Annotated in this window: 14 protein-coding genes; 5 read left to right on the top strand and 9 right to left on the bottom strand. The window is 43.6% G+C overall.

Translation table 11 applies throughout. The features are described from left to right. Positions 1 to 55: 55 nt before the first annotated feature. On the top strand, positions 56 to 916 hold the full coding sequence (locus ACR65H_RS03475) for a helix-turn-helix domain-containing protein (protein WP_440498708.1): 861 nt from the start codon (positions 56 to 58) through the stop codon (positions 914 to 916). Positions 917 to 962: 46 nt separating this feature from the next. Further along, complete coding sequence (locus ACR65H_RS03470; RefSeq protein ID WP_440498706.1) at positions 963 to 1,337, top strand: VOC family protein; 375 nt, start codon at positions 963 to 965, stop codon at positions 1,335 to 1,337. A 42-nt stretch (positions 1,338 to 1,379) separates the two neighbouring features. Here ACR65H_RS03470 and ACR65H_RS03465 read toward each other — a convergent pair whose 3' ends face one another. The 3 genes from ACR65H_RS03465 to ACR65H_RS03455 form a co-directional block, all read right to left on the bottom strand. Next, complete coding sequence (locus ACR65H_RS03465; RefSeq protein ID WP_440498704.1) at positions 1,380 to 2,564, bottom strand: MFS transporter; 1,185 nt, start codon at positions 2,562 to 2,564, stop codon at positions 1,380 to 1,382. Between the two features lie 12 nt (positions 2,565 to 2,576). Then, a complete protein-coding gene (locus ACR65H_RS03460) occupies positions 2,577 to 2,945 on the bottom strand; it encodes a MarR family winged helix-turn-helix transcriptional regulator (RefSeq protein WP_440498702.1) in 369 nt (122 codons plus the stop codon). Positions 2,946 to 3,240: 295 nt separating this feature from the next. Then, a complete protein-coding gene (locus ACR65H_RS03455) occupies positions 3,241 to 4,083 on the bottom strand; it encodes a GNAT family N-acetyltransferase (protein WP_440498701.1) in 843 nt (280 codons plus the stop codon). 163 nt (positions 4,084 to 4,246) lie between these two features. Between ACR65H_RS03455 and ACR65H_RS03450 the strand changes: the two genes are divergently transcribed. Further along, complete coding sequence (locus tag ACR65H_RS03450; RefSeq protein ID WP_440498700.1) at positions 4,247 to 4,510, top strand: DUF2188 domain-containing protein; 264 nt, start codon at positions 4,247 to 4,249, stop codon at positions 4,508 to 4,510. 155 nt (positions 4,511 to 4,665) lie between these two features. Then, a complete protein-coding gene (locus tag ACR65H_RS03445; RefSeq protein ID WP_440498698.1) occupies positions 4,666 to 5,319 on the top strand; it encodes a hypothetical protein in 654 nt (217 codons plus the stop codon). Between the two features lie 55 nt (positions 5,320 to 5,374). Here the strand turns inward: ACR65H_RS03445 and ACR65H_RS03440 are convergent, their stop codons facing one another. Further along, positions 5,375 to 6,613: a copper amine oxidase N-terminal domain-containing protein gene (locus ACR65H_RS03440; RefSeq protein WP_440498696.1), complete on the bottom strand. Its 1,239-nt coding sequence runs from the start codon at positions 6,611 to 6,613 to the stop codon at positions 5,375 to 5,377. A gap of 385 nt (positions 6,614 to 6,998) precedes the next feature. Between ACR65H_RS03440 and ACR65H_RS03435 the strand changes: the two genes are divergently transcribed. Beyond that, positions 6,999 to 7,994, top strand: coding sequence for a nuclease-related domain-containing protein (locus ACR65H_RS03435; RefSeq protein WP_440498694.1), 996 nt, complete (start codon positions 6,999 to 7,001; stop codon positions 7,992 to 7,994). A gap of 120 nt (positions 7,995 to 8,114) precedes the next feature. On the opposite strand, the gene ACR65H_RS03430 is transcribed toward ACR65H_RS03435, so the two are convergent. The 5 genes from ACR65H_RS03430 to ACR65H_RS03410 all read right to left on the bottom strand — a co-directional run bounded on the left by ACR65H_RS03430 (position 8,115) and on the right by ACR65H_RS03410 (position 14,601). After that, the gene (locus tag ACR65H_RS03430) at positions 8,115 to 8,540 is read right to left on the bottom strand and encodes a hypothetical protein (protein WP_440498693.1); all 426 of its coding nucleotides are present in this window, start codon (positions 8,538 to 8,540) and stop codon (positions 8,115 to 8,117) included. Positions 8,541 to 8,592: 52 nt separating this feature from the next. Then, the gene (locus ACR65H_RS03425) at positions 8,593 to 11,745 is read right to left on the bottom strand and encodes a DEAD/DEAH box helicase (RefSeq protein ID WP_440498692.1); all 3,153 of its coding nucleotides are present in this window, start codon (positions 11,743 to 11,745) and stop codon (positions 8,593 to 8,595) included. 193 nt (positions 11,746 to 11,938) lie between these two features. Further along, on the bottom strand, positions 11,939 to 12,781 hold the full coding sequence (locus ACR65H_RS03420) for a class I SAM-dependent methyltransferase (protein WP_440498690.1): 843 nt from the start codon (positions 12,779 to 12,781) through the stop codon (positions 11,939 to 11,941). A 74-nt stretch (positions 12,782 to 12,855) separates the two neighbouring features. Further along, positions 12,856 to 13,032: a hypothetical protein gene (locus tag ACR65H_RS03415; protein WP_440498688.1), complete on the bottom strand. Its 177-nt coding sequence runs from the start codon at positions 13,030 to 13,032 to the stop codon at positions 12,856 to 12,858. A gap of 21 nt (positions 13,033 to 13,053) precedes the next feature. Beyond that, a complete protein-coding gene (locus ACR65H_RS03410) occupies positions 13,054 to 14,601 on the bottom strand; it encodes a sensor domain-containing diguanylate cyclase (protein ID WP_440498687.1) in 1,548 nt (515 codons plus the stop codon). Positions 14,602 to 14,639: the final 38 nt, after the last annotated feature.

Raw genomic sequence — 14,639 nt, 5'->3', positions numbered from 1 at the left:
ACAAAGTATGAAAGTGGTATACTTTTGATTAGTCAGATAATACAGAGGTGAGGGAATGGAAGTAAAAGATTCATCCAATTTTATTTTGCATGCAAAAAGCAACGAATTCTACTGGGAAGGCATCGGACAGCTTTCCATAAAGACATTCTCGAATGGCAGAGCCCTTTACAAGACGGATAGGGGTTTCTTTGCGGTTGAAGAAAACCGATATCTTCTTTTGAATGAAGGACCGTATACTATCGGAATTGAAGAGAAACAGGTTGTGGAATCATTTTGCATGTTTTTCGGTGATGGATTCGCAGAAGACATCTATCGGACAATGGATGCCTCGACGAATGAACTTCTGACTGATCCCTTTGAAAAGGCGGACCCCCTCTACTTTTTTGAAAGAACATATGAAATTAGCTCTTCTTTAGCTGCGCAAATCAATACGTTTAAAAAACATCACAAACAATCGGATGCTTGTTGGCATGACGAGCAATTCCATCGAATTATGGAATCCTTGATAATGGAACAGTTAACGACTTTCCGTGAAGTTGAAGCGCTACAGGCTTTGCGCAGATCGACGCGTGAAGAATTGTTCCAACGCGTAACAACAGCCCACGAATATATCCGCGCATTTTTTGCAGAGCCTCTACAATTAGCGGATATTGCAAAAGCTGCCTGTTTGTCACCAAATCATTTATTGCGCACTTATGCGCAAGTGTTCGGAAGGACTCCACACCAGCATATTTCGGAGTTGCGGATCGAAAAAGCAAAAAAGCTGTTGGCAAATTTCGAACTCAATATGACGGATATCGCATTTGAAATTGGATTTTCCAATCCTGTTTCATTCAGCAAAATGTTTAAGCAACATATAGGTATGTCACCGCTCCATTATCGTAAAAAGGTGATTTTGGATAAGAAATCCGTTTAACAGTTATGTATGATGAAAGAAATAGACAAAAAGGGAGAGATGTTACATGGGGACAATTACGAAAATCGGGCAAGTTGCTTTGCCTGCAACTGATATTGAGCGGGCTACCGCATTTTACAAAGACCGTTTAGGTTTGCAGCTTTTATTCACAACGGAAACAATGGCGTTTTTTGATTGCAACGGCGTACGCCTCTTCATAAGCCTTCCTGAAAAAGAGGAGTTCGCCCATTCAAGCTCCGTCCTTTATTTTCACGTGGAAGATATTCAACAGGCCTATGAAGAGTACAAGGAAAAAGACATCGTTTTCATCGATGAACCGCATATGGTCGCAAAGATGGGACAAACGGAAACGTGGATGGCATTTTTCAAAGATACGGAAGATAATGTGCATGCGTTGATGAGTGAAATTGTTGTGGGATAAAAAAGGCTTTGGATTCCGTTAGGGCATCCAAAGCCTTTCTATTTATGCAGTAGCCAACGTTTTTCTTTTACGGAACAGGTACACGAACGCAACAAGGGATAGCACAATGACAAGCGTCAACACTTCATACATCCCCCGATAGCCGAGGCTTGGAACGACAACGCCTAAAAAGTACGGCCCAAATCCGAGTCCGGAATCGAGGAAGATATAGAACGTAGAGGTGGCGATGCCGAGCCGTTCAACGGAAATTCCTTTTAAGGCGATCGCTTGGGCGCATGATTGGAAATTCCCGTAGCCTAGTCCGAAGATGGCACCTGCCGCAAGGAGCATGATGCCGCTATGCGTCTGGCTCAACAAGATCATGCCGAGCGCGAAGAGTACGAGCGAAGGAATGACAACAAACTTCGCTCCTTTTACATCTAATAGCTTTCCAGAAAATGGACGGGACAGCAATACGACGATTGCATAGACGAGGAAAAAGAAGCTTGCAACTTGAACGAGGTTAATCTCCTTCGCGTAAAACGATATAAATGACAGTACTCCTGAATAGGCGAGCGCTACGAATAACGTAATGATGGAAATCGGCAATGCTTTCTTTTCAATGAAATTGGATAAGTCAATCCGTTTTTTCGCTACTACCGGCTTGTTCAAAGCAGTCGGCTTCACGGTTTCATTGACGAAGAAGAACATGACCAGCGTTACGATGCTTAATGCGAGGCAGAGGACGAACAGCATACGGAACGGATAATGCTGGCTCATGAAAATACCGAAAAATGGCCCGATGGCTGTCGCCATTACAGTGCTCATGCTAAAATAGCCAATCCCTTCTCCTCTCCTCGACGCTGGGATTGCTTGTGCAATCATCGTGCCAGTCGCAGTAGACGCAATTCCAAGTCCGATTCCGTGAAATAGCCGGTTTGCAAGGAGCAACGGCATATTCGCTGATCCGAAATAAAAGGCGGTTGCAATCGTGGACACGAGAAGACCGATGAACAGCATTCTCTTGCCGCCGACTTTTCCAATCAAGCCTCCTGAAAAAATCCGTGCGATCAATGTTCCGATGATGAATATTCCCGAAACAAGCCCTGCCATGCTTGTCGAAGCTCCATATTGCTCAACCGCGAACGGCGCAATGGTGACTAATAATAAATACATGGCAAGCATGAGGATGAAATTGATAATTGATATCGTTATGAAGTCCTTTGTCCATAGTTTTTGTTCTTGCATATTTTCACTCTTTCATGATGTTAAATTTTGGTGGGCGCGCGCCAATACGCTTATAGCCATTTCCAATTCTTCTTTCGATAAACCTTTTAGAAGGTCTTCGTATAGAGATGCAAGTTGCTCCATTATGTCACTGCAAACGGATTCCCCTGAACTTGTCAGCCGAATCCATTTCTCTCTCTTATCTTGTCCCGGCGTCGATTCCACATACCCCAATTCCCCGAGGCGTTGGAGAATCTTCGTGATGCTCGGCTTTTCCACTTGCTGTCGAAGTGCAATTTCTGCAGGCGTCATCGCACCTTCTTGCTTGAGCATTTTCATGATCGCCCATTGAGAATTAAACAATCCGTACTTGGCCAGTTTTGCGTTTACTTCATTGAGCAACGGGCGGTAGAGTTTACTATAGTGCCCAAAAAAGTTTTGTTGAAGCGTTTCGATTGTTGCCGCCTCCTTTGCGAATATAATTAGTTAGGTTAAGTAACTATTAAATTCTATCAGCAAATTCAGGGTTTGTAAAGAAAGACTTCCTCAATATAAAAAAAGTCCGGCTAATAGCCGAACTTCCAGCCTGTTGACAAACGCTCGCATCCGTTGTTGCTTGTCTCGCTCGTCCACTCATGAACTTTAGTTCTATTCGCGTCTAGACTGACAAGCGTTTTCACTCAGGCTGAGGAAATTCCTATGCATCGTGGCCTCCCTCAAATTCATCCCAAAGATAATAATCCTGTCCTTGGACCGTTCGAAATCCAATTGACTCATATAGACGGAGGGCATTGCGATTTTTCGCTTCCACTTCAAGTTTAATCGGGTTGCCTGACGGCTGTTCCATCCGGACGACCGCTTGCAATGCTTGACGGCCATAACCCCTTCCTTGAAAGTCGGGATGAACGACAAAACCATATATATAAGACTCGCCATCATTTCGGCTTACTCGGATCTTGCCTACTCTCTTGCCATCCACTTCAATAATGTAATGCGCGTCATTCGGATAATTTTTCACTTCTTGTTTATGAATTGTAGCGTCTTCCAGCGACATGCCGAATCCTAACATATCCAATTCAATTTCAAACGGGGCATCATCCTCGGTGGATTGCCTTAATTGGATACCTCTACCTTCTTCCATAGACTGCTGTTCCCATACCATTTGATATTCAGAAAAATCATAGGTACATGGTTGATTCTCAAGCCATCTCTTGGCCGACTCAGAAGTGGAAGGAGCATTCAAAAGAATTTTTTTATATCCCTTTTCCTTGATGACTTGCAATGCCTGTTTCCATAAAGTTGAAAAGTACTTTTTCCTTCGTTCGGCAGGCTTTACAATTCCGCATACTTCAACAGTTGAGCCAAATCCGTAAAGGGCCAAATATGCAACTAGCTCGCCGTCCATGTAATGATAAAAGTCCATAGACTGATTTTTACGTTGGCGTAGCATATCCCAATTTAATTTCAATAAAATACCGTCGTTTGTCTCGCATTCTTCTTGCAAGTTTTCGATTTTCTGTAGCTGTTCAGTCGTTAACATTGTTTTCCTCCTCATATCCTTCAAACTAATTATAAGGGGAAATCGATAAATTCACGATATGTATTCGTACATACTATTCTATGATTTGCTGCTGTTTTGATTCCATCCAACAGGGTAATGGAGAGGTACAAGACTGAGAGATTTCAGTGAAGGAGGTTATTGCATGGCAAATGATAAGAAACGTGACCAAGATGAATATTTTGAGGATCGTGCAGGAACGGACGACGCAAGATTCCACGTCGTCCCCCATGATGAAGATGGTTGGGCTGTGAAAAAGGAAGGCAACGATGAACCAGCCTATACAGCAGGTTCTCGAGATGACGCGGTCGATGAAGCAAAACGGATGGCCGAGGAAGCAGGAACGATGGTTTATATTCATGGAGATGATGGAAAGATTGAGAAGCAGTTAGAATACGGAGATAAATAGGATACGCCCAGAGATGCCAATCTCTGGGCGCTTTTTTATGCGATGTTTATTTCGCTCTTGTCGGAAATTCTCACCAATTTCTCATAAATTTCACAGAGTCCTTTAAAAAAGCGAGGGTAAGATAAAGCCATACCAAAACAAAGGAGAGAAAAAACATGAAAAAACTTTTTGCAACTACATTGAGCGCAGCACTACTTACTACAGGTGGTTTCGGAGCAGCAAACGTCCTACACGCAGATAAAGCTGAGGCGGCTATCTCAAAATATGAAACTTCTTACAAAAACCATGAAGCAAGATACCAATTAAACATTACAGCAGATGAACTGAAGCAACTTCCTGAATATGAAACAATCGCTTCCAAAATCGATGTAACTGGGCTTACCGCAAAAGTGACGGAAGACAATAACTATAAACGCATCGTCTTGTTCCGAGACGCACGTGGACAAGGCAAATACAAATCCATCTTTGTTAAAGACACAAACAGCTTGAAACTCATCGACTTCCGCGGAGGCGAAATCTTCTTCGGTACTGTAGAGGCAGCTGAAACAGCAACAGAACCAACGAAGCCTGAGAGCAAGCCGGTTGCAGAACAAAACAGCACACTCGCTGAATATGCGAAGCTTTCTTCTGTTGTAAATGTGAGCAGCATAAACTTACAAGTTGTCGAAGACAATGCTAGCAAACGCGTCATCACGTTGAAGGACCAAAACGGACGCGTGCAGTATAAATCCATCTTCATGAAACGCACGAACATGTTGAAAGTTATCGACACAAGAGGCGGACAAATCTTCTACGGATCTATCAACTAAATACTATATGGAAACACCCAGAGACCGGATTCTCTGGGTGTTTTCCATTTCTATTTCAGTCAATAAATACCGTCTTCACCTTGGGATCCCACTGTATCGAATTACTAAATGACGCATCCACCAATTGGAGTGGAATCATCGTTTGACCGTTTACTACGGTCGGGGCCGTTGAAAGCGTTATGTCCTTTCCATTCACTGTCGCTTTCTTCGAACCAATTGTCATTTTCACAGATGGTTTAGCTATTGTTATGACGTCGCCTTTTTTCTGCAATTTCACTCCTGGATTGATTGCCTCAAAGATTGCTCGCAACGGAACGAGGACTTCTCCATTTTGCAGGACTGGCGGTTGATGAAGCGCAAGCCATGTCCCATCAACCATCACTTGGTTCTCGCCTAAGTCAGGAATGAGCGTTTCAAAGGTGATGCCTTCCCCGAAATACTCAGCTCGCATGTCTGAAACGGCTTTAAGTGATTTCTCGCGTTGCTCGAGGATGCCATTCACCGTTTTGGATTTTTGTGAAAGGATTTTATCAGTCGTTGAGTCAATTACCCGGCTAATATCTTTATTTGACTTCGATATATCTGATTGGATTTGCTTGCGTTCCTTTTGAAACATTGCTTTCCATTGCTTCAGCGCTTCTTTTTGAGATAGTTTACCTCTTTTATGCTGTTGCATAATCCCACCTAAATAGCTGTCACGACTATTGTTTTTGAGCTTCGTCATTGGACCGCCTAAGTAATTTTCATTCACCGTGTTTTTATAGGCGGTCATCGGCCCGCCAAGATAGTGTTCATTTACCGCGTTTTTGTAAGCGGTCATCGGCCCACCTAAATAATGTTCGTTGACGGCGTTTTTATAGTGCATCATGAGACTCCCTAAATAATTCGGGTTGACGCTTTGCGCGTATCTTTGCATCGGGCTGCCGAGCGACGTTGGACTGATTTGGCTGTTATACTTTCGAAGCTTTTCAGCAAAATCTTTGTTCCCGCCATATTGGGATTGGAGCTGGTTGTAATCTTCACTTAACAACTTCGTCAGTTTCGTCAAATCGGCATCCGTCTGCTTGCCGAAAGTTTCAAAAGAAGCCTGTTCTTTATCACGGTAGGCTTCATACGCCTTTTTTGTCTTCTCACGGTATGTCTCATAAGCGTTCGTCGTTTTCTTTTCATAGGACGCATACTCATTTCTCACTTGGTCAAAAATCTTCTTGTTTGCCGCAGACGCATTGCCCGCCATTCCGAAAAGGAAAACAAAGGCTGCAGCAATACAAAATATCCGTTGAATGCCTTTCATAGTAAAACACTCCTTCCATAATTGGGTAATTTACATTTAAGAGTAAATGAAATTCTACTATTTCGAAATATGCGGGAAGCACTAATTGCCAAACCATGGTTTTAGTTTCATATATTTAAATAAACTATATTTTATCCTCTCTCCTAAAGGGTTCTTTCAATAACTTTCTTAGGTCGGAAGTCATGAAATGACGATAACTTTGTGAAATTGACCGATAACTTTCAATAAGTGATCGATAACTCGTACTGATTGATCGATAATTACCTTAAAGTGACCGATAACTTTCGGGAAATGACAGATAAATTGTGCCCAACAGTATTATATGAAGTTATTAGTTTTTCATGGTAGAATAAAAGTCACACTATTACAACGGAGGCGATGTGCATTGATTGTAAAGGAAAAAATGAATTCATTAAAGGCAATCGGGCTGGAAGCATTGCTACGAAGGTTGCCGGAGCATCATCCCCGCTATGCGGACATTGAAAACGAGCTGCGGAAGACCAAGGCTGGTGAAAATGGAGAACAAATACTGGCTAATGTTTTTCGACAATATCAATTCCCTTTCGAGCATTACATCTTCCATGACTTAAATCTTCAATCCACCGGCAAATTCCAAATAGATACACTTTTTCTTTTCCAACAAGGAGCGGTCATTTTGGAAATGAAAAATATAGCCGGCCGAATCAGTTTCCCCGAAACGCAAAATCAACTTACTCGAACACTTGAAAATGGACAAGTTGATGCGTTTGAATGTCCATCCGTCCAACTGGAGCGAAATAAAATGCTACTGGAAGACTGGTTTCATGCACAACAGATTTCTATTCCCATTCATCTAGCAGCGGTTTTCCCCCGACCGCAACAGCAATTTTTGAATCATCGGCAAGATTTGACACTCCTTTTCCCTCTTGAAATCCCTATTTTTCTACGTAGACTACATTCATTTCACCCAGCAACTCAATCCTGTCAACTCCAAGACATTGCGGAGAAACTTAGCAATGCCCACCGTGAATTTGATCCGTTCCCACTTTCAAGTCGATTTGGAATCCAGCCATCCGAACTTATATCGGGAGTCCACTGTGTGAATTGCGGTTTCCATGGCATGCAGTCGATACAAAATGGTTGGGGTTGTCCGAGTTGCAGGAATGTTGACTCCCTCGCCCATGTCAGTGCTCTATTAGATTATTTTATGTTGGTGGATTATCGCATTACTAATAAGACAGCCAGGCAATTTTTACGACTGTCTGATGAACAAAAGATGAAACGGATTCTAAGACGAACAAGACTTCCTTTTGAGGGAGAAAGAAGGGGAAGAGTTTACATGGCGAACCTTGAATTTGTGAGAGGACTTCTTGATTCGTTTAGGTCTAAAGTAACAAAATGACGATAACTTTGTGAAAGTGACCGATAACTGCCGGAAAATGACCGATAACTTACGCCAAGTGACCGATAACTCTTTTCCAAGCGAAAAACCGCTCCAGTCACCCTAGACTGAAGCGGTTTTTCACTTAAATAACTCTTTATAAGCCAAAGCCTTTAATGCCAGCATCTCTTCTTCTGTCAGTCTGCTTTGGATTTTATTGAAAAGGGCTTGCTGTTCTTCTGCAGTCATCCCTTGTCGCGCTTGGATCTGCAGTTCGTTGAGTTCGTTCAAATCGAACTTTTTCATCAAAACTCGAGTCGCTTCCTCTTTCGTTTGGAAAGGAAGCTTTGAGCTGTCCACGTTTTTTCCTTCTTCAATGAAGGCGCGTAACTCGGGATCGTTTTGGACTTCTTGTTTAATTGACTCCAAATCACCGCTCGATTCCAGTTCAGCCGCGACTTGGCCCATTACTTCGTCGGCGATGTATTTCGTTCCGAAATGGTACACACCGAAGCCGATGATGGCAACCACGACGACAGTTCCCAATAAAATCTTAATTGCTCTCAATTGACCCTCTCCTTTTCTTTCAGTATCCGTTGCCTTTACTGCCACTATACTTCTATATTTCCAATAGTTCGCGTATGTCATCCTCGGTCAATGTCGTGTTCGCAGCATCCTTCGAATCGATGATCTCCTCAATTAGATTCCTCTTCTTCTCTTGCAAATCATTCATTTTTTCTTCAATCGTGCCGCGTGCGACGAGCTTGATCACTTGAACGGTTTGCTTTTGACCGATACGGTGAGCACGGTCTGCAGCTTGCTCTTCAACAGCCGGATTCCACCAAAGATCATAGAGAATGACCGTATCAGCACCTGTCAAATTGAGACCGGCTCCTCCTGCTTTCAATGAAATGAGAAAAATATCGCGCTCTCCTGCATTGAATCGATTGCATAATTCCAATCGTTCCTCAGAAGGCGTTTGGCCGTCCAAATAAAAGAATGGCGTTCCGTTCATTGCCAACTCCTTGCCGATGATACCGAGCATCTTTGTGAACTGCGAAAAGATCAATACTCTTCTCCCTGCCAGCTTCGATTCTTGAATCAGTTGCTTTAATTGTTCAAACTTCGCTGAACTGCCTTTGTACCCATCTACGAACAAAGCCGGGTGACAACAAATTTGCCGCAGCCGCGTTATTCCTGCAAGGATTCTAATTTTATTCCGTCGGATTGTGTCCTTATCCAAATGTCTTAATGTATCATGGCGAAGCTTTGCCAAATAGGCGGCATAAAGCTTTTTCTGTTCAGGAAGTAATTCCGCAGATTCCATCGTTTCTACCTTATTCGGCAACTCTGCGAGGACATCCTCTTTCATCCGCCGCAGCAAAAATGGGCGGACGCGGCGGGATATCGCTTTTGGAGTAAGTTCACTAAACTCCTGCAACCCCATGAACAGTTCAGGAAATATGACGTGAAAGATGGACCAAAGTTCTTCCTCTGAATTTTCGATCGGCGTTCCGGTTAATGCAAAACGTGTATCCGCCTGCAATCTTTTCACTGCTCGCGCCGTTTGCGTAAACGGATTTTTGAACTCCTGCGCTTCGTCAAAAAAGATGGTCAGGAAATCTTGTTTCTCAAACCAATGGATATCCCGGCGAATCAACGGATAGGACGTTATCAACACATCCTTATTCTCCACGTCGTTCTGCCTCTCTGCCCTCTCCTTTTTCGACCCGTCCATGACCACCGCGTTAATGTCAGGCGTGAATTTCCGAAATTCACTCAGCCAGTTATACGTTAAGGAAGAGGGACAGACGATTAAGACTTGCCGTTTTTTCTCGCGAATTTCGGGAAGCACTGACTGGATGAACGCAATGCTCTGCAAAGTCTTGCCGAGTCCCATATCATCCGCAAGCACGCCCCCCACGCCGAAGCCTGCGATCGTTTTCAACCATTGAAAACCTATTTTTTGATAATCGCGCAATACCGTTTCCAACGCCTCTGGTACTTCCGCGTAATTGCCGGGCTTCAGTAGACGGTCAAAAAACTCACGGGCGGAGTCCTCGACGGAAAACATTTCATCGTCGCCGACTGCATCCAAGAAACGGATTCCGCGCACCATCGTAATGTTCAACCCTTTCTCCAAGGCATCAAGACCATCGGGAATTTCATTCAAAAACCGTTGGATTTCCTCAAATTCCTTTGTTTCCAATGAAAGAAGAGCGCCATTCCGCAAACGGTAATACTTCCGTTTTTCCTCCAGCGCTTCAAGGATTTCTCGTATTTGCTTATCGGGGATGCCATCCATATCGAATTTGAATTCAAGCCAATTCGTTCGGTCCTCATATGCCTTCACCCGGATTCGCGGACGCGCACTTCCTCTGAAAACCCGGTTCCTAATCGCTGTCGTTGCATACACTTGAACAAGTTTTTGGAGCTTCGGGAGGATATGGTGGAGAAATTCATATTCCAGTTCTTCGTTGTGTATTATATAACCTTCATCAGTCGTTGCAAATGAACTTTCTTCCATTAACTGAAGAATTGCCTCTTCCTTTTCCAAGTCGCGAACTAGCAAGGAGCCTGCCGGCAAATCCCTTTCTGTTACAGGGTTCATGACGATCTGTTCATATTGGAATTCGAGACTCGCAAGCAATCGGTTATTCACCCGATCGATATATAATTTCGCCTTCAACGGTGATTTTACAAGCTGATCCAGCACAGTTTCATCGAGATGGACTTCGCCAATCCTCCGCAAACCTGGGACGACCTTTTCGATGAAAAAGCCGATCTGCTCATTCGAAATCGGCAACTGACGGGTTCCTGACGTTGCAATCATTTGTTGGAGATCTGCGAGGCGTTTGCAGTCTTCACCGCTCAACTGAAATAATTGCCCGTTGCAAAGAACAAGTTCATAAGACTGTAAAACATGGACACGTTCCAACCCGTCGATTGTCAGTGTATGTCCCTTTTCAGGCTTTTTTTCGAAATGAAATTTGATGGGCAAAGTTTCTTCAGCTATGTGAAAGTCCCTTATTGTACCGTCACATTCCAATACAACACCCGATGCTTCATTCAAAATCGGCAGAAGTCTATTCCATAAGGATGGCGGAATGAGCAATGTAGCGGGGCTGACAGAATGGTGCCGAAACGCCCTCTCTTCATTATTAAGGCCGATAAGTTGCTGCAGAACGGCATCCGCTTCAATAACGAAGCAATGAAGCTGGGAATCGAAAGTGAATGCAGATGTTAGCCGACTTGCCTGACCTTCATTAACATCTTTCAAAAACTGTCGGATATCCTCCACATGAATTCCTGCGACTGCAAGCTCGATGCCGAGCATATGTTGTTTTCCCGTGGCAACGGGCTTTACCGTAAACAGCAGCTCCAGCACTTCCCTATTTTCGAAATGAAGCTGATGCCCGCTCGTACGAGGTTGACCGTTAAAAAGAGATAGCAGCCCTTCCGTCAAATCCGGCTCAACTTCCGGTCTCCCAGTCCCTTCGCGTTCCATTATCGCTATCAAAACAGCCGCGACATGCTGGCATTTATATTTATAAAACGGCAAGACCGGACAATCGCACTCCGTTTGAAGCTTCCCATTTGAAAGGTCGACGGTGACATGGAAGTCATCCTTCCCTGCAACAGTCGCTTCACAATAGTCGTCTCTATATTGGATAAAGTTCACTTTTCCTGCACGGTTAAACATCTCACCCCGTCTGAATGAAACGGAGCCGCACAGATCTATGATCTTATTTTGTGTTAGTTGGATACTCAATCTGCTTGTCTCCTTTCAGGAACAAGTTTTACATTTTCTATTTTATCACTGAAGGAGATTTTTTATCATATATGTACATATTAATCAACAAAGTAGATGCAGAATTCAAAATAGTACAATTGATATTATTAGCATAAAAAAACCAGTGACACATCAATTCGCTGTGTCACTGGTTTTATACAATAGCTTTGCATCATTCACCAATGAAGGCGAATACAAATAACGGTTGAATCGTTTTCTTACTATACGCCTCTTTTAGTAGCGCCAATTCAGAATGGAGAAGCGCTTTTAATTTATTCGGCACTTCTAAATCATTGATTTCCCCTGCATATTCGCCCAGTGTCATCTCAACTTCCCATTGACCATCTTGCAAATCAGGCGATTGAATAATTTGGTCCAGTGCTATTTTCCAACCGGCTTCCTTTGCAATCCGCAAGCTATCGGCAGGCGTAAATAAAGTCCTTACGTTCGATTGGCTGCCTTCTTTAAAGCATTCATAATGCGATTGGATAAGGACAGCTAAAAGATGAGGATATTGTTCTATCGTTTGAATGCGCGTATCCCATTCTGCAAAACATAACCGCTTTCCCCATTTGCGGGCCTTCATTAAAATAGCCTTAAACTCTTCCTCCGATTGTAAATAGAACGCGCAATGCGAAAAGACGATATAGTCAAATGACATTGGCGAAAAATCAACTTCATCCGAAAGGACATCTACTTCAAAATCAATTTGCACTCTATCGCCCAACGGTGAATTCAACAAATGGCTTCGTGCATCTCCGAGCGTAATCGGCCCGCCATATGTTGATGGTGCAATATCGATTCCATGTACGAACCCCTTTTCCCCTACTGCATACGCCAAGGCAGCGGTCGTATCCCCTTGACCACAGCCGATTTCAAGCACTCGGCTTCCTTCTTGGATTCCCCATGCATCCACTAGTGCAAGCCGATGCTTCGTCTGGGTACGCTGTACTTCATTATCCCCAACGATGGTTGCCATGCAGCCTACAATACGTTCGATTCTCTCATCTTTCATTACATCCACTCCCCATCCAACTTACAAGAAAACGACAACGCTCTCTGGACGCTGCCGTTCTTTCGCTCTTTCTATTAAAGCTCCTGATAGTCCTTCATGAATCTGCCGCTTTCTTTCACCTCAGCGTGATACAGTGCCTTTAAGGCAAAACTCTTTTCCAATTCATGTTCCTTCATGATATGTTTCAGCCGTTGCGTCAACTCTGCATTGTTTTTTACGAGCTGTTCCATTTTCGTTTTCGAATATTGCATGATTGTGCCCTCCTAATGCTTTCATATAGTTAGTGATGCACAGTCAATCGTACGGTTTCGCCCTGTCCGTTTCGCTTCGTACAGGCATTGGTCCGCCAACTCCAACAGTTCCGCTGGTCGTGATCGATCTTCAGGGAATATCGCGCTCCCGATAGAAATCGTCACTACTTCCCCACAAGGACTGACTGTACTTTCCAGCTTTTTACGTAGTTGTTCTGCCATTTGGTAAGCTTCATGCCGATTTGTATTCGGCAACAACATGACAAATTCCTCTCCGCCGAAGCGGCAGCATACATCCTCTTTACGGGCGACTTCTAATACAGAAGCTGCCAAGTATTTTAACACTTCGTCCCCCATCGCATGTCCATATGTATCATTGACACGCTTGAACTTATCAATATCAAAGATGAGCAAAGCAAAAGGATGACCTTGCTCTGTCCATTTCTCTAAATATGCATCCATTGCCCTGCGGTTCATCAGCTTAGTCAATGGGTCGATCGTTGATTGTTGAATAAAGAAACTCAAACTATAATTCATTGCTTTTTTCAACTGGATTGCTTCGTAATACCAAGCGTGTACGTCATTGATTTTCCCTCCATGATTGCTAGCAGTGCTGGACTCTGCGAAAGTAGCAAGCCTTGTCAATGGCTGTGCAATATGTTTGGATAACAAAAAGACGATCAGGAGTGAGAAGAGTATCATTGGGGCTGTTTTCCAAATCATTTCCCTTATCATATTGACGGATGGTGCTAGGGCGACTTCCTTTGATCGCTGGGACACAACGCCCCAATTAGCTATCGGAATCGTCGCATAGCCCGCCAGCATATCAACGCCTTTCGTATTCACCACTTCCATCGAACCGCTCTTGCCTGCTATTAATTGCTGGACGACGGCATTTTCCAACACGATATCATTTACGCGGCCTGGATCTTGGTGATAAATGATCCGCCCGCTTTCATCGACAACGTATACATAGGAACCGTCTTTGTAAAAATGTTCGCCCAATACTTCTTGGAGAATATTTTCCTCTTTCAAATAAACCGTTCCCCCGACAAGGCCGAGATAATCACCTTCACTATCAAAGACCGGAAATGACAGGAATATGATCAAGCGCCCCGTCAGTCCGAAATAGGGCTGTGAGATGAACGCGCCACGCTTCTTTAGCGCTTCTTGTCCGCCTTCCGAATTTAACATTTTCCCTTTTAAAGCCAAAGTCTCAGGCGATATAGCTAAAATTTCCCCATTTTTATCAACAATTAATACTGAATTGAATGTGTTCGTCTGTTTTTTCATCCGACTCACTTCGGATAATAATTTCTCTTCGACATTTTCTTTACCTATAAAAGGCGCAATTTGCTGAGCGCTTGCTTCCAATGATTGCAGCGTCATCTCCAAATATGACTCCGTCGATTGAGCCATTTTCAACGCATACGCACGATTTGTCTCCAATGTACTCGCAACCAAAGATTGCTGTTCCGCCTGATATCCTGATATGATGCTAGCCGTCAATGTCAATAATACTGATAAGAATGCCACTAGCCCGATTAAATATTTTAATGACAACCTCAACGAGAACGATCTCCCTCTCCGTATTTTAAAACCTTGCT

Source organism: Sporosarcina sp. SAFN-015, from assembly GCF_059415085.1.
Note: the sequence above shows the minus strand (reverse complement) of the source record. Positions and strands in the feature narration are given on the sequence as shown.

Coding starts and splice junctions, on each gene's coding strand:
- ACR65H_RS03420 (WP_440498690.1), bottom strand. CDS start 12,781: ATGAAAGATGAGAGAATCGAACGTATTGTAGGCTGCATGGCAACCATC.
- ACR65H_RS03440 (WP_440498696.1), bottom strand. CDS start 6,613: ATGAAAGGCATTCAACGGATATTTTGTATTGCTGCAGCCTTTGTTTTC.
- ACR65H_RS03455 (WP_440498701.1), bottom strand. CDS start 4,083: ATGTTAACGACTGAACAGCTACAGAAAATCGAAAACTTGCAAGAAGAA.
- ACR65H_RS03470 (WP_440498706.1), top strand. CDS start 963: ATGGGGACAATTACGAAAATCGGGCAAGTTGCTTTGCCTGCAACTGAT.
- ACR65H_RS03465 (WP_440498704.1), bottom strand. CDS start 2,564: ATGCAAGAACAAAAACTATGGACAAAGGACTTCATAACGATATCAATT.
- ACR65H_RS03475 (WP_440498708.1), top strand. CDS start 56: ATGGAAGTAAAAGATTCATCCAATTTTATTTTGCATGCAAAAAGCAAC.
- ACR65H_RS03415 (WP_440498688.1), bottom strand. CDS start 13,032: ATGCAATATTCGAAAACGAAAATGGAACAGCTCGTAAAAAACAATGCA.
- ACR65H_RS03445 (WP_440498698.1), top strand. CDS start 4,666: ATGAAAAAACTTTTTGCAACTACATTGAGCGCAGCACTACTTACTACA.
- ACR65H_RS03450 (WP_440498700.1), top strand. CDS start 4,247: ATGGCAAATGATAAGAAACGTGACCAAGATGAATATTTTGAGGATCGT.